The 26,824-nt window shown below is 58.2% G+C and carries 32 protein-coding genes; 18 read left to right on the top strand and 14 right to left on the bottom strand.

From position 1 onward, the window contains the following. Window positions 1-96 precede the first annotated feature (96 nt). The 6 genes from F3H41_RS20830 to F3H41_RS20805 all read right to left on the bottom strand — a co-directional run bounded on the left by F3H41_RS20830 (window position 97) and on the right by F3H41_RS20805 (window position 4,483). Window positions 97-414: a hypothetical protein gene (locus tag F3H41_RS20830; RefSeq protein WP_149740676.1), complete on the bottom strand. Its 318-nt coding sequence runs from the start codon at window positions 412-414 to the stop codon at window positions 97-99. Window positions 415-540: 126 nt separating this feature from the next. After that, complete coding sequence (locus F3H41_RS20825; RefSeq protein ID WP_149740675.1) at window positions 541-828, bottom strand: DUF1488 family protein; 288 nt, start codon at window positions 826-828, stop codon at window positions 541-543. Beyond that, entirely contained in the window at window positions 825-1,076 is a 252-nt protein-coding gene (locus tag F3H41_RS20820) for a hypothetical protein (protein ID WP_149740674.1), read from the bottom strand. Before F3H41_RS20820 ends, F3H41_RS20825 begins: the two co-directional genes overlap by 4 nt. A gap of 201 nt (window positions 1,077-1,277) precedes the next feature. Beyond that, window positions 1,278-2,381 (bottom strand): AI-2E family transporter, encoded by a 1,104-nt coding sequence (locus tag F3H41_RS20815; protein ID WP_149740673.1) that lies wholly within the window; start codon window positions 2,379-2,381, stop codon window positions 1,278-1,280. An 84-nt stretch (window positions 2,382-2,465) separates the two neighbouring features. Then, complete coding sequence (locus tag F3H41_RS20810) at window positions 2,466-3,272, bottom strand: transglutaminase family protein (RefSeq protein ID WP_149740672.1); 807 nt, start codon at window positions 3,270-3,272, stop codon at window positions 2,466-2,468. 134 nt (window positions 3,273-3,406) lie between these two features. Continuing rightward, window positions 3,407-4,483 (bottom strand): histidine kinase dimerization/phosphoacceptor domain -containing protein, encoded by a 1,077-nt coding sequence (locus F3H41_RS20805; RefSeq protein WP_149740671.1) that lies wholly within the window; start codon window positions 4,481-4,483, stop codon window positions 3,407-3,409. Between the two features lie 271 nt (window positions 4,484-4,754). On the opposite strand from F3H41_RS20805, the gene F3H41_RS20800 reads away from it, so the two are divergent. From F3H41_RS20800 to F3H41_RS20785, 4 genes are all read left to right on the top strand, one after another. After that, on the top strand, window positions 4,755-5,993 hold the full coding sequence (locus F3H41_RS20800; RefSeq protein WP_149740670.1) for an APC family permease: 1,239 nt from the start codon (window positions 4,755-4,757) through the stop codon (window positions 5,991-5,993). A gap of 81 nt (window positions 5,994-6,074) precedes the next feature. Then, window positions 6,075-6,479 (top strand): OsmC family protein, encoded by a 405-nt coding sequence (locus F3H41_RS20795; RefSeq protein ID WP_149740669.1) that lies wholly within the window; start codon window positions 6,075-6,077, stop codon window positions 6,477-6,479. Continuing rightward, window positions 6,476-7,171: a VIT family protein gene (locus F3H41_RS20790; RefSeq protein ID WP_149740668.1), complete on the top strand. Its 696-nt coding sequence runs from the start codon at window positions 6,476-6,478 to the stop codon at window positions 7,169-7,171. The genes F3H41_RS20795 and F3H41_RS20790 overlap by 4 nt, the downstream gene beginning before the upstream one ends. Window positions 7,172-7,260: 89 nt before the next feature. Next, window positions 7,261-7,650 (top strand): DUF302 domain-containing protein, encoded by a 390-nt coding sequence (locus tag F3H41_RS20785; RefSeq protein ID WP_149740667.1) that lies wholly within the window; start codon window positions 7,261-7,263, stop codon window positions 7,648-7,650. Window positions 7,651-7,737: 87 nt separating this feature from the next. Here the strand turns inward: F3H41_RS20785 and F3H41_RS20780 are convergent, their stop codons facing one another. Beyond that, the gene (locus F3H41_RS20780) at window positions 7,738-9,327 is read right to left on the bottom strand and encodes an MBL fold metallo-hydrolase (protein ID WP_149740699.1); all 1,590 of its coding nucleotides are present in this window, start codon (window positions 9,325-9,327) and stop codon (window positions 7,738-7,740) included. 550 nt (window positions 9,328-9,877) lie between these two features. Here F3H41_RS20780 and F3H41_RS20775 point away from each other — a divergent pair. Further along, window positions 9,878-10,189, top strand: a complete 312-nt coding sequence (locus F3H41_RS20775; protein WP_149740666.1) for a hypothetical protein — start codon at window positions 9,878-9,880, stop codon at window positions 10,187-10,189. Here the strand turns inward: F3H41_RS20775 and F3H41_RS20770 are convergent. The 6 genes from F3H41_RS20770 to F3H41_RS20745 are packed head-to-tail and all read right to left on the bottom strand — an operon-like array spanning window position 10,183 to window position 13,451. Further along, window positions 10,183-10,605 carry a hypothetical protein gene (locus F3H41_RS20770; protein WP_149740665.1) on the bottom strand — a complete coding sequence of 141 codons (423 nt, stop codon included), beginning with the start codon at window positions 10,603-10,605 and terminating at the stop codon, window positions 10,183-10,185. The two genes, F3H41_RS20775 and F3H41_RS20770, sit on opposite strands and share 7 nt — an antisense overlap. A gap of 9 nt (window positions 10,606-10,614) precedes the next feature. Further along, window positions 10,615-11,202, bottom strand: coding sequence for a hypothetical protein (locus F3H41_RS20765; protein ID WP_149740664.1), 588 nt, complete (start codon window positions 11,200-11,202; stop codon window positions 10,615-10,617). Between the two features lies 1 nt (window position 11,203). Next, window positions 11,204-11,554 carry a hypothetical protein gene (locus tag F3H41_RS20760; protein ID WP_244616302.1) on the bottom strand — a complete coding sequence of 117 codons (351 nt, stop codon included), beginning with the start codon at window positions 11,552-11,554 and terminating at the stop codon, window positions 11,204-11,206. 54 nt (window positions 11,555-11,608) lie between these two features. Continuing rightward, window positions 11,609-12,313, bottom strand: a complete 705-nt coding sequence (locus F3H41_RS20755) for a thermonuclease family protein (protein ID WP_113380205.1) — start codon at window positions 12,311-12,313, stop codon at window positions 11,609-11,611. Next, a complete protein-coding gene (locus F3H41_RS20750; RefSeq protein ID WP_149740662.1) occupies window positions 12,310-12,846 on the bottom strand; it encodes a thermonuclease family protein in 537 nt (178 codons plus the stop codon). The genes F3H41_RS20755 and F3H41_RS20750 overlap by 4 nt, the downstream gene beginning before the upstream one ends. Then, window positions 12,843-13,451: a hypothetical protein gene (locus F3H41_RS20745; RefSeq protein ID WP_149740661.1), complete on the bottom strand. Its 609-nt coding sequence runs from the start codon at window positions 13,449-13,451 to the stop codon at window positions 12,843-12,845. The genes F3H41_RS20750 and F3H41_RS20745 overlap by 4 nt, the downstream gene beginning before the upstream one ends. A gap of 159 nt (window positions 13,452-13,610) precedes the next feature. Between F3H41_RS20745 and F3H41_RS20740 the strand changes: the two genes are divergently transcribed. The 13 genes from F3H41_RS20740 to F3H41_RS20680 are packed head-to-tail and all read left to right on the top strand — an operon-like array spanning window position 13,611 to window position 26,601. Continuing rightward, entirely contained in the window at window positions 13,611-14,585 is a 975-nt protein-coding gene (locus tag F3H41_RS20740) for a lytic transglycosylase domain-containing protein (protein WP_149740660.1), read from the top strand. 10 nt (window positions 14,586-14,595) lie between these two features. Then, the gene (locus F3H41_RS20735) at window positions 14,596-14,943 is read left to right on the top strand and encodes a TrbC/VirB2 family protein (protein ID WP_112635882.1); all 348 of its coding nucleotides are present in this window, start codon (window positions 14,596-14,598) and stop codon (window positions 14,941-14,943) included. Continuing rightward, on the top strand, window positions 14,943-15,242 hold the full coding sequence (locus tag F3H41_RS20730; RefSeq protein ID WP_081950740.1) for a VirB3 family type IV secretion system protein: 300 nt from the start codon (window positions 14,943-14,945) through the stop codon (window positions 15,240-15,242). The genes F3H41_RS20735 and F3H41_RS20730 overlap by 1 nt, the downstream gene beginning before the upstream one ends. Window positions 15,243-15,245: 3 nt before the next feature. Continuing rightward, on the top strand, window positions 15,246-17,705 hold the full coding sequence (locus F3H41_RS20725; protein WP_149740659.1) for a VirB4 family type IV secretion/conjugal transfer ATPase: 2,460 nt from the start codon (window positions 15,246-15,248) through the stop codon (window positions 17,703-17,705). Next, window positions 17,702-18,793 carry a lytic transglycosylase domain-containing protein gene (locus F3H41_RS20720; RefSeq protein ID WP_149740658.1) on the top strand — a complete coding sequence of 364 codons (1,092 nt, stop codon included), beginning with the start codon at window positions 17,702-17,704 and terminating at the stop codon, window positions 18,791-18,793. Before F3H41_RS20725 ends, F3H41_RS20720 begins: the two co-directional genes overlap by 4 nt. Window positions 18,794-18,807: 14 nt before the next feature. Continuing rightward, window positions 18,808-19,506, top strand: a complete 699-nt coding sequence (locus F3H41_RS20715; protein ID WP_149740657.1) for a type IV secretion system protein — start codon at window positions 18,808-18,810, stop codon at window positions 19,504-19,506. After that, window positions 19,499-19,735, top strand: a complete 237-nt coding sequence (locus F3H41_RS21660) for a hypothetical protein (protein WP_149740656.1) — start codon at window positions 19,499-19,501, stop codon at window positions 19,733-19,735. The genes F3H41_RS20715 and F3H41_RS21660 overlap by 8 nt, the downstream gene beginning before the upstream one ends. Before the next feature lie 4 nt (window positions 19,736-19,739). Further along, window positions 19,740-20,768: a type IV secretion system protein gene (locus F3H41_RS20705; protein WP_149740655.1), complete on the top strand. Its 1,029-nt coding sequence runs from the start codon at window positions 19,740-19,742 to the stop codon at window positions 20,766-20,768. Window positions 20,769-20,801: 33 nt separating this feature from the next. Continuing rightward, the gene (locus F3H41_RS20700; protein ID WP_149740654.1) at window positions 20,802-21,494 is read left to right on the top strand and encodes a type IV secretion system protein; all 693 of its coding nucleotides are present in this window, start codon (window positions 20,802-20,804) and stop codon (window positions 21,492-21,494) included. Then, entirely contained in the window at window positions 21,491-22,306 is an 816-nt protein-coding gene (virB9, locus tag F3H41_RS20695; protein WP_149740653.1) for a P-type conjugative transfer protein VirB9, read from the top strand. The genes F3H41_RS20700 and virB9 overlap by 4 nt, the downstream gene beginning before the upstream one ends. Beyond that, the gene (gene virB10, locus F3H41_RS20690; RefSeq protein WP_149740651.1) at window positions 22,303-23,514 is read left to right on the top strand and encodes a type IV secretion system protein VirB10; all 1,212 of its coding nucleotides are present in this window, start codon (window positions 22,303-22,305) and stop codon (window positions 23,512-23,514) included. Before virB9 ends, virB10 begins: the two co-directional genes overlap by 4 nt. Further along, complete coding sequence (gene virB11, locus F3H41_RS20685) at window positions 23,495-24,517, top strand: P-type DNA transfer ATPase VirB11 (RefSeq protein ID WP_149740650.1); 1,023 nt, start codon at window positions 23,495-23,497, stop codon at window positions 24,515-24,517. The genes virB10 and virB11 overlap by 20 nt, the downstream gene beginning before the upstream one ends. Further along, the gene (locus tag F3H41_RS20680) at window positions 24,514-26,601 is read left to right on the top strand and encodes a type IV secretory system conjugative DNA transfer family protein (RefSeq protein ID WP_149740648.1); all 2,088 of its coding nucleotides are present in this window, start codon (window positions 24,514-24,516) and stop codon (window positions 26,599-26,601) included. The genes virB11 and F3H41_RS20680 overlap by 4 nt, the downstream gene beginning before the upstream one ends. Window positions 26,602-26,608: 7 nt before the next feature. On the opposite strand, the gene F3H41_RS20675 is transcribed toward F3H41_RS20680, so the two are convergent. Beyond that, a complete protein-coding gene (locus F3H41_RS20675) occupies window positions 26,609-26,821 on the bottom strand; it encodes a hypothetical protein (protein WP_113380122.1) in 213 nt (70 codons plus the stop codon). Window positions 26,822-26,824 lie beyond the last annotated feature (3 nt).

Here is a 26,824-nt window from a genome sequence, read left to right as displayed (position 1 = left end):
TTGCGCGGACCTATCGGTTTGATCTCGACCATTGCCGTGTGCATCGGTCGAGCTGCAGTTCGTCTCGACCTGACATCGGCCAGAACCACGATGTCATTACCCTTCGCCATCGTCGCCACCCTCCAGCACCTGCTTTTGAGCGGTTCCGGAGGTGGAGGAACTGCCGCCCTCATCTTCCCAGCGAGAAAGCGCAGCGCGCTCTGCAAGAACCATCTGTCGCTTGGAAGCGGGGTAGCCATCGGCCATGATCATGCCGTCGTTGATCTGTGCGATTATCCGTTGCTCACGTGCGCCTTCGGGCCCCACCAGGGCTTCAAGATCAGAAGTCGCATAGTCGGAACGCTTGAGGAGGGATCGTAAGGTCCGCTGCTCTGCTTGCGTCTCAGCGGCATGTGACGTGAGCCGACCTACCATGGCAAAGCGAACAAACGTCCTAAAGGACGTTCATGGGCCTCCGCCGCGTTGACGGAAACAAGGGCTACGAGTGTCATATTGTCATCTCCTCATTTGGATTGCACTGAAACGGGGATGGGTAACCAGTCAGTTCGCGAACCGCAGTGAAGAACCGACAGCGTTCGCGTCCATTTCGATCATCGAGCGGTTTTTCTTCCGATACAGAGCCTGCGCGATCTCCAGGATCCGGCTGTGGCACCGATCGAAGGCCATCAGATAGCCCTGCTCCCGCAGGCTCCAGTGAGAGCTGTCCTGCTCGAAGAGCCCTACCGACAAAAGGAAGACGACCTGCTTTAATCCGTCGTGGCCGACAAACCTGATGACACCGCGGCGCTCGTCGTAAGTCCGTGTCCTATTCGCAAACGAGAGGCTCATACGCCAACCTCCATGGCTGTCGCTTGATCGCGACGCTCAGAGAGACGTTCTGCCCATGTGCTGACCGCCTCGATCAGAACATCCGGCTCCCTCGTTCCATTCTGATAGAGTTCGAGCGCGTATCTGGCCGCATTGCGGTCCAGTTCACACATCGGCTCCTGGTATTGAAACCCAGTGTAGCGAAGAACGTCTTTGATGATGCCGATATCTGTATTGCCAAGCGGAAGAGGATTGCCGTCGGAAGACATATCGTCCTCCTTTGCTGGGGCTCGGGTGCGTGCCGCCCGTAAAATGACAGCGCCCGTAAAGTGGCTGCCATTGATATCAAAGTGGTGTGCAAATCAGAAATTGCAAGAGCACCCCGCAAACAGCGAAAAGATGCGGCCATGACGCATTTGCAGGTTGATGAGACCTGCCATGCTCGACGACTGTCAGGGTGGCGCTGTGTTTTATTGCGAAAACTTATTCCCGCCCTTTTTTCCCGGATCCATCGGGTGGTCTTGAACCTCCGCCCGCTGATCCTGTTGTTTGATGAACAAGGACCACGCGGAAATGAAGAGTGCTGCAATCAGGGGGCCAATTACAAAGCCACTCAGGCCAAAGAGCGATATGCCACCGACGGTCGAAATCAGAACGACATAGTCGGGTAGCCTTGCACCTTGACCGACGAGGGGCGGTCTGAGGATATTATCGATCAAGCCGATGATGAAGGCTCCGACCACCACCATGATTATTCCTTTGACCCAGGCACCGACCAGGAAGAGCCAGATGGCTGCGGGCACCCAGACGATTGCTGCGCCAATGGCCGGCAGCATCGACAGAAAAGTCATCACGACGCCCCAGAGCAGGGCCGCTTCTATGCCCAAGGCCCAAAAGGTTACGCCTCCGATGATGCCCTGGATGATTGCGATGATCACATTACCGCGGACCGTGGCGCGGACAACCGCCGCGAACTTCTCGACGAACTGTCGCGTGTAGTCGTCGCTTAGCGGAATGGAGTGGCGCAAAGTCTTTCCAAGGGACGCGCCATCCCGAAACAGAAAGAACAGAAGATAGAGCATGAGCCCCATGCTGATGAAGAATTGCAGCGTGTTCTGCCCGAAGCTCAACAGACCGCCTGCAATTGACTGGCCCGCCTCCATCAGTCCGGACGAGAGCCGTGCCCACAACTCGGCAAAGCCATCAAGCTTCAGCGACGTCAACCAGTTGCTTACAAATTCCGGAAGCACCGCCTGCAAACGCAGAAGATGGGCATTGAGGTCGATTTCATTGCTGCTGATGCGCTGATAGAGGCTCGTCCCTTCCTGAATAAGGGATGCCAGGATACCGAGAGCCGGCAGGATGACGAGGCAGATGCAAAGGAGCAGCGTCAGCAATGCCGCGCCCGTTGGGCGACCACCCAGCCAGCGCTCCAGCCGCTTGTGAACGGGGAAGAAAAGGATCGCCAGGATGACGGCCCATAACACCGCTGTGTAGTAGGGGATGAGAAGCCACACGAAGGCGCTCGTGATGATGAGAAGGAGGACATAGAAGCTTGCTCGCTGGATTGTCATTTGGCACCTTCCTCTCGTCGGCTCGGCCCTCCGCCATTGCGATGGGTCGAGGTCTTTGTTCATCGCGCCAGGGCCTGATGGCCGTCAGTCGACGTCTTCCGTGACGACTTCGAAATGCGTCAGCGTTGCCGGACCGAAGGCTGTCGAGAGCGCGACATCCGTGGCATCGCGTCCCCTCGCCATCAGGATGCGCCCGATACGCGGGACATTGTGGCGCGCATCGACGGTCCACCAGCGACCGCCGAGATAGACCTCGCACCAGGCACTGAAATCCATGGGATGCGGATCCTTCGGCACGCCGATATCTCCGAGATAACCTGTGCAATAGCGGGCTGGGATGTTCAGGCATCGGCAGAGCGTGATGGTCAGATGCGCGAAATCGCGGCACACGCCCGTCCGGTCCATGAAGCCGCCATGGGCCGTGCGCATCGGGTCGGCCCGGTCATAGTCAAAAGCAAGGTGGCCATGAACGAAATCGAGGATGGCCTTGACCCGCGGCCAGCCGAGTGGTGTTGCGGAAAACTGCTTCCAGGCAAAATCGGCCAGACGATCGGTGTCGCAATAGCGACTGCCCAGCAGGAAGACCAGCACGTCATCGGGCAGATCCTGGATCGGGAGTTGCACGGACTGCTCGGGTAGAAACTCCGGCAGCCCGCTGTCGCTCACCTCGAACTCGGTCGAGATCATCGTCCTGCCGGGAGGTGCCAGAATCCGGCTACAGGCGTTGCCATAGGCATCGAGATAGTCTCGATGGGAAATCGGTCGGCTGAAGGAGAGGTTTTGTTCGGTGCAGAGATCCCGTTCACGCGATGGGTGAATTTTCAGGACGAGCAACATGGGCGTCTCGTTCTGACAATCGTATTCAATGTAAAACCCTGCGCGGATCTTCATGTCACCGTCTTTCTGAAATGTCGCCAAACAGTCTCTTGATCGCAACGGCTGAGGCGCGTCGACGTTCCGATCCATACAGGCTTTGAGGATGGAGGAGGTTGTCAGCGTCCCCCACCCGTCCAGCAGACAAAGCCTCAGGCTGCGGTGCTCGTGCTCGAATGGAACGTCGCATGAGCTACAGTGACACTCATGCCCTTATCGCTGGATGCAATCTCGACCCGCGCATCGAGCTGTTTCGCCAGAGCCTCGATGATCAGGGATCCGAGACCAGATCCGGGCTCAGCCGGCTTCTCCGTCACGCTGCGACCGACACCGTTATCCGCGACTACCAGCCGCCAGTCAGTGTCGCGTGTCTCATAGCTAACGAGAACCCGTTCGGACCCCGTGGACACCGCGAAGGCATATTTGATGGCGTTGATGACGAGTTCGGTCACGATCAGACCGATGCTGACGGCATTGCGAGACGGGATCGTGCTTACGGTGGCGTGGAGGTCGATGACAATCGGCCGACTGTCCACAATGATGGACTTCGCCAGGCCATAACAGAGCTTCTGCAGATAGGCTGAGACCTCGATTTCGTCGACGCCATCCGTCAGATGCAGATAGTTCTGCACCGTGGCGACCGACATCACGCGCTGGTGGGCGTCTTCGAGATGACGACGGCTTTCCGCGGACGTCACGGCGCGTGCCTTCAGCATCAGAATGCTGGCGATGATCTGCAGGCTGTTGGCCACCCGGTGCTGCATTTCCTGGAAGAGAACGCGTTGCTGGGCGAGCAATTCCTCGGTGCGGTCCAAAAGAGCCTGTTTCTCAGCTTCCGCCCGCCTTGCTTCGGTGATGTCGCGAAACGCAAGCAGCGTGTTGGGGGCAGAGGATCCGCCATAATCGACGGTTCGCGCCGACATCAGCAGCGTGCGGCGTCCGATCCTGGCGACGTCCCTGTCAAACTCGAAGGCGGATATCTCCGGGTGGTCCGGGATCGCTGCAGCAAGACGCTTGCGAAGCAGGGGAATGTCCCATTGCCGCTCATCCAGATCAAACAGGCTGATCCCATGTGAACGTCCCGGATCGATCTCGAAGGTTTCGAAGAAGGCGCTGTTTGCGGCGACCAGCCGCAAATGACTATCGAGAACGACGAAGGGTTCCGGTATGCTTTCAACGATGGCTAGTGCTAGCCTGTTCGCGTCACTCGGGTCTCCGAATTGCTGCATCGGCTATCCCTCCATCGCAGAGCGGACGATCCCATCGATCCCAAGCCCGGACGCCAAAAACACTACGCCTCGTTGTTCCCTTTGGCCATAACAATCGGCATGTGCTGTTTGTCATGCGATTGAAGACCTTGGCACAGTAGGCCCGGGCGTTTTCGGGGCCTGCATCGAATAACAAGCAACTGTCGCGGGAAGCGGTGTAGGGTGAGGTCGAGCCTGCGAAGGAAAGGCGTCGACACACCGAACAGACCTCAGTCCTCCCGGAGAGTAGCTCATGCCTTCCGATCAATCCCAAACGGCGCCAGCCCAGCTCCTCAGACGGCTCGGTCTCGTGCACGCCGTCCTTTACGGTCTGGGTGTCACGATCGGCGCCGGCATTTATGTACTCGTGGGGGTCGCGGCTGGTCGATCGGGAATGCATGCGCCGCTTGCCTTTGCGCTGGCCGCAATCGTGATGGGCTTGAGTGCGGGTTCATTTGCCGAACTCGGGACACGCATGCCGGTAAGCGCCAGCGAAGCGGCCTATGTCGAGCGAGCCTTTCACCGCCGCTGGCTCAGTCTTGCCACCGGCCTTCTGGTGATCATCACCGCAGTGATTTCCGCCTCAACGATCAGTTCGGGCAGTGCCGGATATCTGCAGACCTTCCTTCCGTTTGATAGAGTTTGGATCATCGCCGCTGTTGTCAGCTTGATGGGGCTGGTCTCCTGTCTCGCAACCATCCACTCCGTCACCTTCGCGGGCCTCATGACACTGATTGAGGTCGCAGGGCTGGTGCTGATCGTCGGGGCTGGTGTGTGGAACGGAACGGGCTTGCTCACGCGGCTGCCGGAGATCTGGCCCGGAGGCGATTTGGGGGGATGGCTGGGCGTGGCAAGCACAACCATGATCGCAGTCTTTGCCTTCATCGGTTTCGAACACCTGGTCAACGTTGCCGAAGAGATGAAGGCGCCGCGCCGCACGCTGCCCGCTGCCCTGTTCCTTACCCTCGGCCTGACCGCCGTCATCTACGGACTGGTCGTCTGGGTATCGATCATAGCCGTCCCGCCTTCAGAACTTGCCGCTTCCAACGCACCACTCGCTATGGTCTTCGAACGGTTGACGGGTTGGCCGCCATCCAGTCTGAGCGTGATCGCCATCGTCGCAACGCTCAACGGCGTCATCGTCCACATGATCATGATCGCACGGGTCATCTACGGTCTGGCGCAACAGGGAAACCTCCCGCGGGTTCTGGGGCGTGTCAGCAGGAGGACGGGCACGCCGCTTGTCGCGACCGGCATCGGGGTTACGCTCATCCTGTTTTTCTCGACCGCACTCCCGCTGGAGGGGCTCGCCAAGCTCACATCGCAAGGCACACTGGTTCTGTTTGCAGTCGTGAACCTCGCTCTGATCCGCATAAAGTGGCGGGAGTCTACCCCGCCCCCGGAGGTCTTCATCTGTCCCATGTGGATACCCTATGCCGGCCTTGCGGCCAGTCTCTTGCTCTTGGTGTTCGACAGTCTTCCCTTGTCTTGATGTCGATCAAGTCCGGCATGGGGCCTGATGATACGGTGCATCTCGTGAACCTCCAGGAGGATCACATGAGGAGGACTTGCGATGCTTGAATACAGGGTCTCGGCAAGACGGATCGATCCCAGGCAGAGCGTGGCGCGCACAGAGAAGGCAGAGGTCAGGCTTGCCACCGGACTTACCGGTCCGGTCGACGCCTTCAATCCGGCCGAACTGTTGCTGGCGTCGATTGCCGCCTGCATGATCAAGGGGATCGAGCGTGTCCTGCCTCTCCTCGATTTCTCCCTCGATGGTGTGGAGGTGATGCTTCACGCCGTCCGGCAGGATGATCCGCCGCGTATCGTCTCCGTCGACTACGAACTCGTGATCGATACCGACGAGACCGACCAGCGGCTCGAACTCCTGCACAAGAACGTCCGCAAATACGGCACGATCTCCAACACCGTGGCTCTCGCGGCCAGCCTCGATGGCGTGATCCGGAGGGCCTCATGAGGCGCCTTCACAGCGAAACGCATCTCGTTTCCCGGATCGGATGGCTGCGGGCTGCCGTTCTCGGTGCCAATGACGGCATCGTATCGACCGCAAGCCTGATCGTCGGAGTGGCAGCCTCTGCGGCGGGGAGTTCCGAGATCCTGATCGCCGGCATCGCCGGACTGGTGGCCGGAGCCATGTCCATGGCGGCGGGCGAATATGTTTCGGTGAGCTCCCAGGCCGACACCGAACAGGCCGATCTCACCCGCGAACGGCTGGAGCTTGAGAGCCAACCCGATCTGGAGCGCGAAGAGCTTGCACAGCTATATGTCAAGCGCGGTGTCGATATCGATCTGGCCAGAAGGGTGGCCGAGCAATTGATGCAGAAGGATGCGCTCGAAGCGCATGCCCGCGAAGAACTCGGCATTTCCGAGATCACCACCGCCCGACCGATCATGGCTGCCCTGACATCGGCGCTGACCTTTGCTGTCGGCGCCATGATGCCGCTTGCCATGGTGTGGCTGGCGCCCGCCAACCAGCTCGTGTCGCTTGTCTCTGCCGCGTCACTGCTGTTTCTCGCGCTGCTTGGAGCCATAGGCGCCAAGGCTGGCGGGGCAGACGTGCTGAAGGCCACAATCCGCGTCACCTTCTGGGGTGCCTTTGCCATGGCGCTGACGGCAGGGATTGGCGCGCTGGTCGGAACCGCCGTCTAGGTGGTGCGTATCGCTTAGAGGCTATGCCTCTGTGTGGGTCCCACACCGGCAATGGGACCGGTAGTCGCCGATCGCGAGGGAGTGAGATCATGACCTATACACTCGACAAGACAATCAAAGGCATGCCATTTGACGCTGTGGTCGCGGCCACCAAGGACGCCCTTTCGACGAAGGGGTTCGGTGTGCTGGCCGAAATTGATGTGCGAGCGACCATGAAGAAGAAGCTCGACGTCGATGTGGCAGACTATCTCATTCTCGGCGCCTGCAATCCGAAAATGGCGCTCGAGGCGATGAAGATGGAACCCAGGGTCGGAGCCATGCTGCCCTGCAATGTGATCGTGCGATCGCTGGAGGACGGGACCATAATGGTCAGCGCCATCGATCCCGTCGCCTCGATGCAGGCGATCGACAACCCGCATCTCAAGACAGTCGCCGGACAGGTGCGATCTCTGCTGCAAGACGCCGTCGCCGCCATCTGAAACATCGGTTCCCCGGCTCTGCCGCAGGCTCACTGAACGGGTCAGGATTACGCCCGGCCTGAGGCGGCGTCTCCGCTCGCACCGGCCTCAGGTCTCAAGGGCGCGCCTGATCTTGCGGACGATGGCGCGGCGGGCCTTGTCGTCTGCGGCCATGCGAAGCTCGGCCTGGAGATCTTGGATCAGGCCCTGATAGTCGTTGTTCCAGTCACGATGACCCGCCTGCGCCGGATCCATGCGAGGCGGCGGCAGGAAGGTCGAGATGTCGACGGGGCCATCGGCTTCGAGCCGAAAGGCCGAGTCGATGTGGGGGATGAATATCCGTTCCTCGCCAATGACGGCGGCAACCCTTGCCTTCATGGCAGCCAGTGCCCGATCTTCACCATGCACCAGGAAAACTGCGTGGCGGATCGGCTTTCGGGCTGAGAGCCAGTCCGCCAGCTCGCCACCATCGGCATGACCGCTGTAGACATCGATCGAACGGATCCTCGCCCTTACGGCGATCTCGTCGCCCTGGATCTTCACGGTCGCCGCACCGTCCTGGAGTATGCGCCCGAGCGTTCCCGCAGCCTGGAAGCCGACGAGCAGCACCGTCCCCTCCTCCCGCCACAGCCAATTTTTCAGCCTGTGGCGGATGCGTCCTGCCTCGCACATGCCACTCGCTGCGATCACGACATGAAAACCCTTCACGAAGTCCAGCGCCTTGGATTGCTCGACGCTTTCGGTGAAGCGTACGAAGCGCGAGCGGATCGCGCGCTCCAACAGGTCGCCATTGTCCAATTCGCCGGAATGGGCCTTGAAGATCTCAGTCGCCCTTATTGCCAGCGGAGAGTCGATGATGACGGGGCATTCGGGGATTTTCCCTTGCTCCATCAGGAAGGCGAGATCGGCGAGAAGTTCCTGGGTTCTCTCGACGGCGAAGGAGGGAATGATCAGAGCCCCGTTCTGATGCCGCGCGGCGGCGTTTACCTCATCCTGCAAGATCCGTCTGCGCATCTCGTCGGTCGTGTCGATGCGGTCCCGGTCGCCATAGGTGCTCTCGCACACCACGTAGTCCCAGCCCTGAGGCGCTTCCGGATCAGCCTGGAGCAGTTTGAAGGCGGGTCCGAGATCACCGGAAAACAGAAGCCGGACTGGCGCCTCACCGCTAATCTCGATCTCCACAGAGGCCGATCCAAGCAGATGTCCAGCATTCCAGAAGCGGATGCGAATACTGTCACCCAAATACTGCCACTGACGCAATGACAGTGGTCTGAACTGGGTAAGCGTCGCCTCGGCATCTTCGGCTGTGTAGATCGGTTCGACGACCTCGCGGGCGCGCCGCCGGTTCCGGCGGTTGAGTTGCTCCACCTCGAATTCCTGAATATGGGCCGAATCCGGCAACATCACGCTGCACAGATCAACCGTGCCACGCGTTGCATAGATCGGTCCGGCATAACCATGCTTCACGAGCTTCGGCAAAAGGCCCGAATGATCGATATGGGCATGGGTCAGGATGACAGCGTCAATCTGGCGAGGATCGAAAGGGAAAGCCCTGTAGTTCAGTTGCTTCTCGCTCTTGGAGCCCTGGAACATCCCGCAATCCACGAGTATGTGCCGACCATTTACCTCGAGACTGAAGCAGGATCCTGTCACCGTGCCAGCAGCACCATGGAAACTCAATTTTGGGCCTGAACGCATTGTCTTGTCCTCCACAGGCAGCACACTAACCCCAAGAGAACGCTTGCCGCTTGATAAGCATCAAGTGGTTCGCGATCATCCAGCGAGCTTCGGTTCAAATTCGTAAAACGGCAGAACGCAACGCGCTAAACGCCACCGCCGGACGGCATCCCCCCATGAGCAATCCAAATGAAGACATTCAGGGAGCTCCCATGTCGAACGTGAGCGACGGAGCTGAGGGGGCAAAGCTGCGCCAATCGACCGTCGATGATCGGTTTCGGCCGAAATGCGACTTGGCACGAAGCACTGAGGGGGGGAAAGGCGCTCTGCCCTCTCTCCCCCACAAGCATTAAACCGGTCTCCCCATGCTTCGGCCTGCGGCCTGCAGCACCGGCCGCATTTCCCTGAAATCCGTCTCGGCCCTCCGGGTGGGTGATCCCCCTCCGGTATAGCGCTTGTCCCCCTCTCTCCAGCTGTTCCGCACGAGCTCGGGAGCAGGAGCGGGGCTCCTGCCCTCCCTTCGATTTCGGGAGGTCAAGGAGTGATCGCTTGCGCTTGTGGAGAGGGAAAGATGACAGAAAAGCTTGAGCTGCAACCCAACGAGCCATTGTCCGTGAAGGTCGAACGTCACCGAACCGCCTACCTGGCGGCCATCAACGGCGAGGGCAACGCTGACATGGATCAAGAAGCGAAGGCACGTATGGATATCATCAGGCACGCGCCGTCAGATCCAGGTGAGAGAGATCAGAAGCTGCTGTACGTGGCAGGGTATCTGATTGCCTCCAAGGGAAGCCTAGACCCTGAGGAATGGAACTTCTTCTGTCAGGCTCCATCTCACTGCCGGGGCATTGACGAGCAACGGGCATCTGGCCGTAATCAGTAGTTGGTGGCAACCCACTCGCCGGATGCAGACTTGGCAAATCCAATGACACGGGCGAGAGGAGCTGCGTTTGGATTCCTCTTGATGGCCGCAACGCATGATACGCCTGGACCGCTGGCGTTCTCGTCACACTCTCCCAAGGCAAGGGTTACATCGGCTTCACCGCGGCCGGTCCTCAGAGGGTTGCGGGCATAAGCCTTGCGGTATGCGGCTAGGGCTTCCTCTTCTGTCGGTATCTCAAGCACAGGAGCCGGAGGCTCGGGAATTAGGGAGGGATTGGCTGCGATAAGGGCCGCGATCTCTGCATCAGTAGGGGCCCGAACAACTGGCTCCGGCTCCGGCATGATAAGATAGGTGCCTCCTGCACCGGCGAGAATGCCGATACCGGCTGCTGCTACGATGAGAATGTTGCTGTTCATGTCATCCACTCAGTCATTCAGGTTGAACCAAGCACGCTGCTTGACGCCCTTATCGTTCGGAATGTCGAAATAATAAGGATCGGCGCGGCGAGGGCGGGGCTGAGTGATCTGCACCATGCAGCCATTGTCTCGGTTGAAAACATCATTGTCGTTGTTCTGGTTGATCTGCCGGATCGTAACACCCTTGCGCTCGTTTTCGCGCTTGTCACCAAATTGAGTGCGGAAGGCGGCACGGTTGCTGCACTGGTTGACGGTCTTCGTGCACTGATCCTTGTCGTCTCGGCCCAAGAACGACCGATCCCCATCGGTGCGGGAGGAAACGGCGATCATGCCGGCAGGGCATTCCTCGTAAGGTTCGAAGCCGGGTTTTCCGGCTTTTGCTTCATGGCAGATCGGCCAGGAGAAGCCGGACTTCGCCATAGCTGATATGAGCCTTTTCATCGGGGGAACGCAGTAGGGGACGCCATGCCAGGACGGGCTTTGTGAGGCTGCGCACAAGAGAATCTGGCAACCCCATGAGGCATCCTCGGCCTTGGCAGATGCTTGAGACATGGCAAGAGCCGCGAGACCGGCTACGGCAAAAATCACTGGTTTCATATCAGGTGTCCCTCTTGATCAATGCTGCTGAAATTGCCGGCTCGGAAAAAAGTCTTGCGAGCGGAGTCCTGTGTTGGATGCGTTCGCCTGCAGCGTAGATGACGGCCGAGATCAAGGCGAAGCACGCAAACCAGGAAATACCGATGCGATAGAGCAGTGGCTGGTTGGGGATATCCCGAGAAATGGCGGCGAAGGCGAAGAGCCCGACCAGGTAGCCGTCGAACGACAAATGGCGCTTGTCGTGGAAGGCCAGCGACAGAATGAGAAGGGAGATCGCGAGCGGCGCGTGGATCCACCAGAGTTTTTGCGCGGGAATAATCAGGGCGATGGAGAGGGAGATGGCAAGCAGCAAGCCAGCCAAGGAATCCTTTGGAAGAGAGGTCGCAATATGTGCGAGGTCTGGCAACTATCGGTCTGTCCTCTTCGGCTTGTTTCGCGCATCAGCAAAAGGAGGAGAGATCTCGCTTTTCCGCTCGGCCAGTAGATTGAAGTCGGCAATCGGATGCCGATCTAGCGTCTTGTCGACGGCTTTGCGGCGCCATTCGTTCATGTCCAAGACGTAGGTCCCCCACATCCCATACCGGGCGGCCATAGCGTTGGTCTGATAGGCGTAATACTGGGCGTTGATGTAAGGGGAATCGAGACGAGCCCAACCGACGCGCAGCATTTCTGCGGCGAGATCCACACCGTTAGTCGTGCATTGTGCGACGGGTATGCCATCGTTCGCGTAGGCCAAACCGACGCAAGTCGTGGGCCTGTTTCCGACAGTCCTCTTCAGCCAAGCCTTGGCGAAGGGACCGCAAGGGACAGGGGTTGGAGCTTGTTGCTTGTCCCGGTTGATCCACTTTGGGTTCAAAGCCCATTGGGGAAGCTCGCAGGTGTCGATGCCAGCCAACCTTACTTTATAGCCATTTCCAAGCGTGCCGAACCACAGCGTGCGGCCGTCGAGAACGGTCACAGGGCCTTTGAATGTCGGCAACCGAACAGCAGCAGCAACGGGAGGCGCAGCCTGACCGCGTAGGGCGTGCCAGTTCTGATAGATAGGATCGGCTGCGAACGCCGGCAGAGCCAAAGAACTTGCGGCGATAGCAATGATAAGGGGGCTTCTCATGGCTGGGCGCTCCTCGATCGCTGGTTCGCCTCACGACTAAGCAGGATAGAAGGATGCTGAACGTCGGAGAATTGCCAAAGGCCGGCCTTCTTTTGCTGAGCGAGCTGCTCGGCTATTGCGTACGGGGCATGATAAGGGAGACCGTCTGTCTTCAAGGCGGCGAATGCATAGCCGCTCGTCACCATGACCTGCGCGAGGTCGAGACGTTGACTGCCAACCGTGGCGTAACAAACGACATATGAAATGCCATTAAGCTTCGCCACGGGCGCACATATCGGTTTGGTATCCTTGATATAGGCCGCCAACATCGCAAGCGATGCCTCACCGCAGTCTTGTCTATTGCCCTGACCATCCGTGTAGGCAGTGCCGCGCAAGCAAGACTGTATGCCATAGAGACGAAACCGCTCTCCGTCAGAGATCCAGGTGTCCCCCGTTTCCAAGGTGATGCCTGCAGTAAGATCGAAGTACCCTTCAGGTGCGGCATTGGCCGCAAACGGCAGCAGAGCCGCGACGAGTCCAGCAGCAAGTCTCATTGCGCCTTCACCCGAGGATCGGCCCACATCCCGAAGGAGCCCTTCTGCCCGATCTCCTGAGCTTCCGCGAGATCCGGACGTTCGAATGAGCCATCGGTCTTCTTCGTGAGACGAACCGCTCCCAACGACAGAAGCTGCTCCTCAAGATTATCAACCGTGTCCATTGCTCCAGGATAGTTGTAGTAGCCGTAGCAAGTGACATCCTGAACGGGGGCAGTCTGCTCACTGATGAAGGCCCTGCAGAACAGGACCTTGGGGCTTTGCAGCATCGTTTGCAGCTGCTGCGTGCCAAACTCCTCGCAAGTCCCGGAATAGTCCTCGGCGCGATTGACCAGATCGCCGCTGCAAGGCTGAACGCCATACAGATGCAACGTTGTCGATTCGTCGACGCGAAACTCAGTCGCCGAGATAGCTTTGAAGCCATTGGCCGTGGCGTAACCTTTGCGGTCAGCGACTTTCCCGGTCCCGTCGTAATACTCGACGACAAGAACCGTCTTGCCCGGCGCCGCCAGCGACCTGATGTAGTCCTTGCTCACCGCAGGAGCGGCAAGCGCTTGTGTTGCCAATGCGCAACTTAGAAGCGCGGGAATGATGGCCTGTTTCATAATCTAGCCCTAACCACCCTGAGTCCGATTGTTGACCCTGCAAAATAGGGTTTAACACCGATCAGAAAACTTGTAAGAGTGCATCAAATCGGTATCATGCGTGAATTAACTCTAGTCGGTTTTCGTGGCGATCACAACACCGTTTGACGGGCGGGTGCGATGGATAAAAACACTGTCTGTGCAGGGTATCTAGGCCCGCGAACCCTGACTAGCGCAGCATTATCCGTGCTGCTCGCTGCCAATGCAGCTGCGTCACAAGACCTAGCCACATCAGGGCGTAATTCCAGCGATTACAACGGTTCTTTGACAATCAAAGAGGAATCTCTTGTCACAAACTTCGAAGATCGCTGGAGCGGTGGCGAGACATCAGAGAAGGAATTCGTCCTTGGTGCAAACGGTGTTGTCACGAAGGGCGGAGCCGAATATTTTGGCGTAACAGCGCCGAACGACGCGGGTGCCAAAGGGCATCATATTGATGCGGCTGTCAGCGCGTATTTTGATGTCTCAGCGCGCGCCACAGGCCGCATTGATCCTGTCCAAACTCCAACTCTAGACACTACATCTATTGATACCCCCGAAAATCTAGGGGCAGGAACTCTCGTTGAAGAGTGCGGGCCGTCGCCCCTGTCACCCGACGAGATTAAAGCGCTGGTTGCATCTACCGCGCGTCGATACAGCGTCGATGAGGGCTTCGCGGTTGCGATTGCCTGGGCCGAAAGCCGCTTCGATGAGATCCGCAATTCACCGAAAGGCGCACGCGGACCAATGCAGCTTATCCCGGCAACCGCGGCTCGCTTCGGGGTTCAGGATATCTGCGACCCTGCCCAGAACATCGAGGGCGGGGTGAAGTATCTGCGCTTCCTCCTCGATGAGTTCCAGAACCCGCTTCTCGTTGCGGCTGCGTACAACAGCGGCGAGGGGCGCATCTACGAGTATGGCGGCGTCCCCCCGTTCCCAGAAACCGTCGGCTATGTCGCAAAGGTCGTGAATTTCCAGCTTGGCCTACCGATGCCAACGGGCAAACGGAAGGCGGCCGGAATCGTCCGTGACATGGCGGCAAAGAACACCAGCGATGCCGGAGTCATCGCTGTGGAGAAGACCGGCAAATTCGTCGGCGGCGTGATGCACTTTTAAGGAGAGAACTATGAGACATGTCGTTTCCCGGCATTCCGGGGCATTGAAGGCAGTAGCCGTCATTGGCTTGGTGGCAGCCCTGCAAGTTGCAGGTGCTGATCAAGCGCTTGCACAGGCAAGCGGTGGCGGCGGCGGTGCATTCGCCCCCCTTCAGACAGCCGTGCAGATGATCGTTGACTTCATCACCGGCCCCTTCGGACGTCTGATGGCAATCATCGCCGTGATTGGCCTCGGCTTCCTTGCCTTTGCCGGCAGGCTCTCGTGGTTCACGGCTGGAGCCGTCGTCATTGGCATCGGTCTCGTGTTCGGCGCCCCTGCCATCGTTGACCAGATGATTTCGTCGGTAGGCGGCGGCTGATGAGCGATTTTCAGGACGAGAAGCCAGCTTTGACGCCGTTGGTGATCGGCTTGACCCGTTCTCCGACGCTATGGGGCGTGCCCTACATGGCGGTCGTCCTGATCATCGGCGTGACCATCATTGGGTGGCTGGTGACGAACCATCTGGCGGCACTGCTGATCGCGCCAGCCGCCTACCTTGTCCTTTTCTCGCTTTGTGCCTGGGACAGCAAGATTCTCGACGTCCTGCAGGTCACATCCCGCAAGACGCCAAGGACGCCCAACAAGCGCTTTTGGGGCACCAACTCATACGGACCATAGTAGATGCTGAAAGTCGTCAAGGAAGAGCTTGGGTTTGGGAAGGTCGCCGGCAACGAGCGGCCTATGTCCGTTCACATCCCCTACATGCGGCACGTGTCTGACACGGTCATCGGGCTCGAGAATGGAACCCTGATCAGCGTCATCAAGCTCAATGGCCTGTTCTTCCAGACGGAGGACCAGGCCGAGCTGAACATGCGTTCTGTCGTCCAGAACACGATGATCCGGGCCCTCGGTTCAAGCCGCTATTCCCTTTGGTCGACCGTAATCCGGCGTGAAGTCGAGACCGAAATCGGCGGTTCGTTCGATTCATCCTTCTGCGAGATCCTTAACGATCGCTACATGGACCAGCTCCGCAAGAAGCGGATGTTCACGAACGAAATCTACCTCACGATCGTGCGTTCGGGCATGAAAGGGGCGCTGGGCCTCGGGGACTCCCTGAAGCGGATATTTGAACGCTCGAACAAAGAGGCCAGGGCTCAAGCAACCCGTGAAGATGTGACGGACCTCGAAGAGTTGGTTGGGAACATCGTGAAGGAGTTGCACAAGTACGGCGCTAAGCCGCTTGGCATCACTTATCGCAAGAAATCCGACGATACCGCGAAGAAGGACATCGATGGAGAAGAGGGCAAGGGCGATCCGTATTCTGAGCCCTGCGAGTTCTTCAACACGATCCTGACTTGCGGTGTGCCGCGAAAGATGCGGCTTCCGCGCATGGGTATCCGCAACTACGTCGGCACTTCACGGCTGCATTTTTCAAAGCGGACGATGCAGGCACAAGCGGCGGTGGAAGAAGATAGCCGCTATGCCGCCCTTCTATCGATCAAGGAATACCCTCCATTCACTGGTCCCGGCATGTTGGACGGGTTGCTGCAGGTGAACCATGAGTTCATCCTGACACAGTCTTTCACCCTTGCAGACAAGCCGATCGCACAAGAGCGGATCAGCCGCCTTCAACGACAAATCAAGGCCTCCGACGAAGCGGGTAGCTCTGTCGAATCCGACATCGATTATGCTTTGAACAGCCTCCTCAATCAGGAGGCTGTATTCGGCTTCCATCATTTTTCGCTTCTGTGCATTTCAAGGGATCTCGAAAGCCTGAGCCGCTGCGTCTCTGAACTTGGCGCGTGCCTCACCGATATGAATATCAACTGGCTCCGGGAAGATTTGAATCTGGAAGCCGCGTTCTGGGGGCAGTTGCCGGGCAACCGCTCTTACATATCCCGCATCGCCATGCTGTCGAGCGCCAACTTTTCGGGCCTCTCCTCGATGCATAATTTCGCGACCGGACAAGCGGATCGCACCCATTGGGGCCTGCCGATCACCATTCTGGAAACGACCTCGCAAACCCCCTACTGGTTCAACTTCCATCGTCGGGATATCGGCCATTTCACGGTGACTGGTCCGACAGGATCCGGCAAGACCGTGGGTCTGACCTTCCTGCTGGCGCAAGCGATGCGGGTTTCACCCACGCCTCGAGCCGTGTTCTTCGACAAGGACCGGGGGGCTGAGATCTTTGTAAGGGCGATTGGCGGAGCCTATGAGGTTCTGTCTCCGGGAACTCCCACGGGCTTTAACCCGCTGCAACTAGAAAACACCGGCGAGAACCGGGAGTTTCTGGTTCGCCTGCTCAAGGCCATGCTGAGCGGTGAACGTCGCACCGACTTCACACAAGAGGACGAGGACACCTTGGAAAAGGCGATCGTCCGGATCATGCAGGAGCCGGCAGCTCAGCGGAGCCTCCCCAATCTTGCCGGCCTCTTGATGGGCCGGTCTAAAGCCGATGCCAACGATCTATATTCGCGGCTTCGCCCTTGGATCGAAGGCGAGAAAGCCTGGCTGTTTAACGCGCCCCATGACGTCCTGTCCTTCTCGGGTCACAGCGTCTTTGGCTTCGATATGACCAACATCCTCGGAAACGAGGAGCTAAGAACCCCTGCGCTGATGTACCTTTACCATCGCTTGGACGAGCTGCTGGACGGCAACCCCGTCATGTTCTTCATGGATGAAGGCTGGCAGCTGCTGATGGACGACACGTTCAGCGCTTTCATCGTCGATAAGATGAAGACGATCCGCAAGCTCAATGGCATTGTGGGCTTTGGTACGCAATCGGCCGCTGACATCACCAAATCTAAAGCCTCGCATACGCTCATTGAGCAGTCGGCCACCAACATCCACTTCCCGAACCCACGGGCTGACGAAGAGAGCTACATCAAGCGCTTCGGCCTGACGGTGAAGGAATTCAAGTTCATCAAGAACACGCCTCCCGAAAAGAGAACCTTCCTGATCAAGCACGGCAATGACTCTGTCATCGCGCGCCTCGATCTGTCGACAATGCCGGATCTCGTGAAGGTGCTTTCAGGGCGCAAGGAGACGATCGAGGAGTGCGCCGCACTTCGCGAACAGTACGGAGACGAACCCGAAAACTGGTTGGCGAAATTCTGCGGATGGGAGAAGGCCGAATGAGGAACAGTCCGACTCTGAGGCTGCTTATGGCAGCCTTTGCATGGGGAACAGCGCTACCCGCCTCCTCGCAGGTTCCTGTTACCGATAAGGCTCACACTGCGACCGACGCGGAACGCAACGGCACAACTGAGCAGATCGAGGAAACAGACAAGCGCCGACATACGGTTAGCAAGAGCGTCACCTGCTCGATGTACCGGCCGGGGCGCGGAGGTGATGCCCCCTCGGCAGCACAAGCAAATCCAGAGATTGTCGGGCTTGTGAAGCGCGTGGCGCGTGAGGAAGGGGTAGACGAAACCCTCTTCATGTCTCTCGTCTACCAGGAGAGCCGGTTCAATCCCTGCGCAAAGTCGCCGGTCGGCGCTATGGGCTTGTCGCAGCTGATGCCGGGCACAGCCAAGGATCTTGGCGTCAATCCTCACGATATCGAGGATAACCTTCGCGGCGGCGCGCGCTACCTGAAGCAGCAGCTCCGTACCTTCAACGGCAATACCAACCTTGCGCTCGCCGCATACAACGCGGGGCCAGGCAACGTTCGAAAGTATGGCGGCATCCCTCCGTTCAAGGAGACGCAGGGGTATGTAGCCGCGATCAAAGGGAAGTGGATGCCCCAGTTCGGAGGCTCCGATGTGTCGAACATCCCCGAAAATTTCGGAGGAGGCACGTCGGGCTTTTCAGGTGCGAGAGACGCGACCATCAACTCGATGGCGACCAGCCAGTCGATTTCCGAAAACAGCGGGAACGTCGCGTCATGGCTTCAGCAACTCGGCCAGATGGAAAGCGGCACGATCCAAGACAGCTGGGACCACAATTCCGGCGCCCGTAATGCGAACCTTGAGATGATGAACCAGGTCATCCGCCTCGGAACAACGATGGCCGAGCTTATGAATTCTCAGAATGCGCTCGATCTGGGGGGGCTCTCGGGGTCTTCGCGATCCAGCGACTACAAGCGAGATGAGAAGGAAGAGGATCGCGAGGTAGCTGACCTCTGCGACAAGGAACTGCAGCTTGAGTGGAATCCGGAGGAACAGGTCTGCGTTCGAAAACTCGAACCAGAGGCTGACATGAAGCTGATGTTGAGCGCCGAATGACAAGGAGAACGGCCATGAGAAGAGCATTTCTGACTGCGTTTTCGCTAGCGATGGCGTCTACCGCGCATGCACAAGTTCCGGTGATCGACAGCGCCAACCTGAAGATCGCGACAGAAACTTCTCAGACGACTGATCGGATCCTGGACACGAACAGGCAAGTTCTGACGACGGTAGAAGAGACACTTAAAGCCGTCACAGGGGATCGCGGGAGCGTTTCCAATCCCATGCAGAACCTCGCCGTTGGTCAAGGGTTCAGCGTTTCTCAGATGCCGTCACTCGACAGCCTCATGCAGGGCGGTGTCCCGAACTTCGGCAGCATGGGCGGTGACATCGGCCAGATTGCCACCACCTTCATCAACGGTCTCCAGCTCGTGAAGAACTTGTCTGGCAAGGCAGACAGCACGTTCTCGGGCGACAAGTCCTACGAAGAAATGATGAAGACCGTCTTTGGAGTTGCCGCCCTAGTCACCGGCTCGCAACAAGCCGTTCAGTCGCGAACACAAGCGTTTCAGCAGGCAGGCCAGCAGATCGGTCAGGCTCAGGACATCAAGGGGTCCATCGATCAGAACACGCAGCTGCAGGTTCAAACAGGCCTGACAATCAACGAGATGATTGGCGTGATGAATGGTGCCGTCGGCTCCCTGCAGGCTCAAAACCAGCGCCGCCTTGTCGACATCTCCAATACCAAGAAGGCGCTGACCTACGGTGACTAAGACATTCCGAGTGAAAGGCTTTGTGCTCCTCTCCGTCCTGGTTGCTGCCGGCGTAACCGGCTGCGCCGGCGCCCCGAAAGAGAAGACCGCACCATGCAAGAGGCCCGCGAACCTCACATCCTACGCCGAGGATCCGCGACAGGAATGTGGCCCAATGACCAGCGTGAACGGCAACCCATCGGAAGCGCTGGCGGCGATCGACGCTTTCGCTGGAAGCGGAGAGCAGTGACCCCATGAACTTTCTAGGCGGCCTGCTTGAGGCTCTTGAAGATGCAGGGCGGAATTTCTCGGAGCGGGCTTATGAGGTCGTTGGCGACGAGATCATGCCCTTGCTGACGATCATGCTAATTGCCTACGTCGCCTATTACGGACTTCAACTCGTCCTGGGGACCGCGCGAGTGAGCGTCGGCGAGATCGTCGGCCGGGTCGTGCGAATGATGATTATAGTCGCCTTCATTGATCAGTGGGGCAATTTCCAACTCTTCTTTTACGACTGGCTGAACAACACGCCGGAAGACGTGGGGCGGGCGCTCCTGACAGCTAGCAGTACCGGGATAACTGAGCCAACAGACGGCCTATCTATGATTTGGGAGACGGCGAATGAGGCAGCAGCAGCATTCGCGGAGCAGTCAGGCTACTTCGCCATTCTCCCGGGCCTCGTCGGGTTCCTGATCATGCTGGCGGTTGGGCTATTCATTGCCGTTGCGCTTGCCATCCTCGTGCTTGCGAAGGTGATGATGTGGGTGCTGCTTGGCACCGCACCGATTTTTATCGCCTGCCTATTGTTTGATTCCACACGCCAATACGGAATGGCTTGGTTCCAGCAGGTTTTGACGTACGCGATCATTCCGCTCTTTGTGTATGTCGTCGCCGCCTTTCTCATCACGACCATGGACGCTGAACTGCAGAAGGTCGCAGCGGCAGCATCCGCGAACGAGATCCAGCTAGACGATATCTCGGCTTTTGTCCTGATCTGTGCGGCTGGCGCTTTTGTCCTCTTCAACATTCAAACGCTCGCCCAGGGAATTACCGGGGGTGTGGCAACGGGCGTTGGGCAGATCGCTCGATCGGTTGGCTACGCGACCGGTGTTGCACTGCCGGCACGAGCTTTGACCGCGACACGTTCTGTAGCCGGGAGGGCTGGAGAATTAGGAATGGCCGCACGCGCCAGAACCCATGCCGGCATGAGGGAAAACATCCAAAACGCCGGTGCAGCAGAAGCGATGCAGAACAGAATTACCAACAACAGTCTGCCCAACTAGGCAACTGGTGGCGGGAATTAAGGGCTAGGATACATGGCAGAGAATAACGATGCTCTCCGGAGCTATTTTCAGGATGGGGACCGTTGGGAACAAGAGATCGTCAAAAAGGCCAAACGGTCCAAGGCGTTCGCTTGGCTGATTACGCTGATCTTCGGCGGCATCACGATCCTGTCGCTCTCCGCATTGGTAATGCTCGTGCCCCTCAAAAGCTTCGAGCCGTACATTGTCGAGGTCGACAAGAACACTGGCTATATTGAGGTCAAGACAGGGCTGACCCGAACATCGAACATCACCGATCAGCAGGCAGTCACTCAGGCGAATGTCGTCCGTTACATTCGATCCCGCGAGGGCTATGATCCTTTTGCCATCGAGCAGAACTTTGGAATTGCAGCTTTGCTCTCCACCGGCGACGCAGCGCGCGACCTCCAGGCCCAATGGAGTGCCGCGAACCCTGACAATCCAGCTCGCCGGCTCGGCAAAAATAAGTCGATCACCGTCGACATAAAGTCTGTCACCTTCCCCAACACGACAACGGCGCTCGTCCGGTTCTCGACGCATGAGCGCTCTGCTTCAGATGTCATCACGCGCCACTTCATCTCTATCGTTCGCTATCGCTACACGGATACGCCTGAGCGCAACGAATGGCGCTTCGAAAATCCGTTGGGCTTCCAGGTTTATGACTACCGCCGTGATCAGGAAACGGTGACCTCGGGAGGTCAGCAGTGAAATATGGCTTCCTACTGGCGGCGTCGATCGCCGCTCTCACGATGGTCCAAGCCTATGCGGCGCAACAGCCCCGCCCTGGCAGTCTGGATGCGCGTGTGACCAGTGTCGTCTATCAGCCGAACAACGTCGTGAAGGTATCTGCGACCTACGGCATCTCAACGATGATCATCTTCGACGAAGATGAGAAGTTTGAGACGATTTCGCTTGGCGACACCGACAGTTGGCAGGTTGCCCCGTCCGAAAAGGGCAACATCCTTTTCGTCAAGCCAATAGCCAAGGACGTCTCCACAAACATGAACGTGGTGACCTCAAAAAGGATCTACTTCCTTGAGCTCAATGACTATGCACCGCAAGCAGGGAAAAAGGTCTTCGGCATTCGGTTCGTTTATCCGGAGAAGAACCTGAACGAGTCTCTGCGGAAGGAGGCTGAGTTTCGGGCGGCCAACCCGAACATTTCGAGCATCGACAAAGCGAACGTCAATATTGACTACTCTTTCTCGGGCGACGCGGCACTGAAGCCGACAATGGTGTTCGATGACGGCAAGAAGACCTTTTTCAAGTTCGGCCGAGGGACTGTGCCGGCCATTTTTGCCGTCCAATCCGACTTCTCCGAGACCCTGCGAAACTTCCGCAAGGAAGGCGAATACATCGTCGTTGACGGCGTAGCGACGCAATACACGCTCCGGGACGGAAACCAGTGGACGTGCATTTTCAACCTCCGCAAGCCGGACTTTGCAGCACCTGACCCTGACATCATGGCTCCGAAACAGGATCCTGATGCCAGCAAACGCAGGAGGAGCGGCAACTCATGAAGCGCAGCCCTGAACTCGACGCTATGGCGGCGGCCGACGAGGCCGAAATCAGCAATCGCAACGTGAAGCGCAATCAGACGGTCGGCATGGCCGCTCTGTTGCTCGCTGGTGTCTTCGCCGCGTACCTGGTGCTGGCCACGTCCGGCGAAAACCCGCCTGAGAGCCCGCAAAGTGAAGAGGAATTTCGGACAACGACTTTTCGGCCGCCTGGCTTTGTGCGCGATGGGGAGCCCACTCCCCCACCACCAGAACAGCCGGTTTTAGAACTCCCGCCTCCACCGCCTCCGCCGCCAGCTCCGCCGGTCGACGTTACAGAATTTAACGTGCCTCCCCCGCCCGAGGTAGCTCAACCGGCAAGCGCTCCCCCGCCCGCCGAAGAGGTATTTCCGGAGCGGTTTCGGTCGAAGCTAATTGCGCTTGACCAGAACTTAGGCGGCGCCGCGAATGGTTCGCTGGATGGCTCGAACAGCGGCACGCCTTTGACCGTCGCTGGCGAGGATCGCAACAGCCAATACCTGTCGTCAGCGAGCGCGATCGGGGACCGTTCCGCGAAGGCGCGAAAGATTGAGCGGATCGACGCGATGATTCCGGAGGGCACGCTGATCCCCGGCATCTTGGAAACGGCGATCGTCAGCGACCTTCCGGGGCAGGTCCGGGCCATCACATCCAAGGATGTCTACTCCTTCGATGGCCGGCGTGTGCTGATCCCGACAGGTACACGGTTGATCGGGGAATATCAGTCCGAAGTTACGCGGGGGCAGAAGCGGGTCTTTGTCGTGTGGACGAGGCTCATCCGCGATGACGGCGTGTCGGTGCGCCTGAATTCCATCGGAACGGACAGCCTCGGTCGATCGGGTCTGACTGGTCATGTCGACAACAAGTTCCGTGAGCGCTTTGGTGCATCGATCCTGCTATCTATTGTCGGGGGTGGCGCAAGCTATCTCACCGGATACGGTAGCGACTCCAGCTCCGGAAACGATGACGCCGAAAGAGGCGCAGAATTGGCGCGCGAGACGATCGCGCAAACCTTCAGCGACATGGCGAACACGGTCCTGGCCGAAAATCTGAGGATCCCGCCAACGATCAGCGTACCTCAAGGCGAGCGGATCTTCGTGTATGTTCGCCAGGACCTCGATTTCAGCGCCATGTACGACGATCCTGTCACGGAAGCGATGAAGGAGATCAAACGTGAACGTTATGGTAGGTAACACGACGGCTCATGATCCCCACTATTTCCTGAACCGGTCTTTGGAGCCCATCAGGCAATTTCTCGATGACCCGAAGGTGGTTGAGATTGCAGTGAACCGGCCGGGCCAGGTCTATGTTGAGCGCTTCGGTGCTGATCACATGGAGCATCATGAAATCGATGCTCTGACGGCACGCGAGATCGAGAACATTGGCGAGCGGGTTGCCGCAGCAACAAAGCAGTTCCTCAACGCCGCTAATCCGATCCTTAGCGCAGCACTGCCGACCGGCGAACGTATCCAGGTTGTCTTGCCGCCCGCAGCACCTGACGGTGGGTCGATCACGATCCGTAAGCAGGTTGTGCAGAATTTCTCTCTGCAGGACTACCGTGACAACGGCTCTCTCGACAAAGTCTCGGTTGCTGTCGGGGGCCTAAGCGACGTGGATCGGGAGCTGATCGCCTATCTACGCGCGGAGAAGATCTACGACTTCATCCACACGGCCATCACGAAGCGGGTTTCGATCCTGATCAGTGGCGGCACGTCGTCGGGAAAAACCACGTTTCTGAATGCGTGCCTGAACTCTGTAGACCTGAATGAGCGGATCCTGACGCTTGAAGACACTCGAGAGCTATTCCCACCACAGAAGAACGCGGTCCACCTGATCGCCTCCAAGGGTGGGCAAGGCACCGCAAACGTGACGATTCAGAACCTCCTTGAATCGGCGCTTCGAATGCGGCCGGATCGCCTCTTTGTTGGCGAAATTCGTGGAGCTGAGGCCTTTTCCTTCCTTCGTGCCATCAACACCGGCCATCCAGGCAGCATGTCAACAGTTCACGCCGATACGCCGCTCGGCGCGTACGAGCAGCTTGCCATGATGATGCAGCAGTCCGGCATGTCCGCCGGCTACTCAAAGCACGATCTGATGTCCTACATCCAAATGGTCATTCCGATCGTGATCCAGCTCAGGCGGGAAGGCGGCAAGCGCGGGGTTTCCGAAATCTACTTCGCACGGGATGCATCATGAGCAAAGGTCTACAGGCCTTCTATCTGTTCTTCTGCCTGTTGATCGCATTTGCAGTCTGGATGCTGGCGTACGGGGCGGGGCTTCAGCTCTTCTACGGTGACGGTAGGATCCTCGAGGCGACAATTACCTCAAACCCATTCGCGCCAATTCAGCAGTTCTGGGCCTATAGCTCCTCCCCTTCCCTTCAAAAGGTCGCGCTCGGCTCCGTAGTCCCGGCGCTGCTCGTATCAGGCCTTATTGCTTACCTTGGGCTCAAACCTACCAGCAATCCATTGGGGGATGCGGCCTTTCAGGACCTTCCAACCCTTCGGCGCGGGAAGTGGTTCGGCAGACGAGGTCACATATTCGGCCGTATCGGGAGCAACGTCCTCCGCGCGTATGACGATCGCCACCACCTCATTATTGGCCCGACGCGATCCGGTAAGGGCGCGGGCTACGTCATCCCTAACGCTCTCATGCACGAAGGCTCTATGATCGTCACGGATCTGAAGGGCGAGGTCTACAAGGCAACCGCCGGCTATCGGAAGCGCAACGGCAGCCAGGTCTTCTTGTTTGCGCCGGGTTCCGAGACGACCAACAGCTACAATCCCTTGGATTTCGTTCGTCCGGAGCGAGGTAATCGCACGACCGACATTCAAAATATCGCCAGCATTCTTGTGCCGGAAAACACCGAATCCGAGAATTCAGTTTGGCAGGCCACGGCTCAACAGGTTCTCGCCGGCGCCATCAGCTATGTTCTCGAAAGCCCCTTCTACAAAGGGCGCAGGAACCTCGGCGAGATCAACTCCTTCTTCAACAGCGGGACCGATCTGCAGGCCTTGATGAAGTACATCAAGGACAAGGAGCCATATCTGTCGAAGTTCACGATGGAGAGCTTCAACTCATACCTGTCTCTCTCGGATAGGGCCGCGGCCTCGGCACTGCTTGACATCCAGAAGGCGATGAGGCCCTTCAAGAACGAACGCGTTGTGGCCGCAACGAACATGACCGACATGGACCTTCGATCCATGAAGCGTCGCCCCATCACGATCTACCTTGCCCCGAACATCACCGACATCACGCTTCTTAGGCCGCTGCTGACGCTATTCGTTCAACAGGTAATGGACATACTCACCCTTGAGCATGATCCCAACTCCGTGCCGGTCTATTTCCTGCTGGATGAGTTTCGCCAGCTGAAGCGCATGGACGAGATCATGACGAAGCTGCCCTATGTGGCCGGCTATAAGATCAAGCTCGCCTTCATCATCCAGGACCTGAAGAACCTGGATGAGATCTATGGTGAGACGTCCCGACATTCGCTTCTTGGCAACTGCGGTTATCAGCTCATTCTTGGTGCCAATGACCAGGCCACGGCTGAGTACGCCTCCCGGGCGCTTGGCAAGAGAACCATCCGTTATCAGTCTGAATCGCGCACCATCGAGCTTATGGGCCTCCCGCGCCGAACAAAGGTTGAGCAAATTCGCGATCGGGACCTGATGATGCCGCAGGAAGTGCGTCAGATGCCCGAGAACAAGATGATCTTGTTGGTGGAAGGTCAGCGGCCGATCTTCGGGGAAAAGCTGCGCTTCTTTAAGACGCAGCCCTTCAAGGAGGCCGAAGCCTATTCGCAGACGCACATACCGACCGTGCCGACTGTCGATTACCTGCCACCCAAACCCGTTCCAGCAACCACGCCGGCCTATGCCAATGCAGGCCAGGAACAGACTGAAGAAGCGGAAGCGATAAAGCCTGCAACCGAGGCCAGAGCTGATGCACCGCAGGCGCCAGCCCAGAAGGAAACTCCGAAGGAGCAACCAGCCTCCACCCCACCCCCTCGCGTCGTGAACCCCTCTGCACTGACCATCAAGAAGGCCAGCGCCGGTGGCACCGCGGAACCTACACAAGCAGCTGCGCCCGCTCCCGAAAAGCGCGCGATGCCTATCTCAGAGGACGAAATTGAGAAAGCGCACAATGATCGAGTTAGCCGCCTCAAGGAGGTGGTAGATCGGGAGGCAGAGGGGAAATCACCGCGCAAAAGGAAAAGCTTGGAAGAGCTATTCGCGGCGACCGTTCCTGATCCAATCATTGAACAGGCCGGCCGCTAATCCAGGGTCAGAAGGGCCAGAAGCTCGCTGCGTACTGACCCGCCTCTGTTAGCCAAGCCGCTGAAGCATGATACCAGCCGATCACGGTCCCGTAGACCTTGATCAGGATCGCGAGGATCCCAACGGAGACCATGCCCCACACCATCATCTTGCCGACGATGTCGGCAGACTTGGGGTCGTTTACTTCCACCAGGTAGGTGTTCTGGTTACCGTCCTGCATGAC

This window comes from Rhizobium sp. RU20A (genome assembly GCF_900155885.1).
Classification (GTDB): Bacteria; Pseudomonadota; Alphaproteobacteria; order Rhizobiales; family Rhizobiaceae; genus RU20A.
The sequence above is the reverse complement of the archived record's forward strand: the minus strand, read 5'-3'. Positions and strand labels throughout refer to the sequence as shown.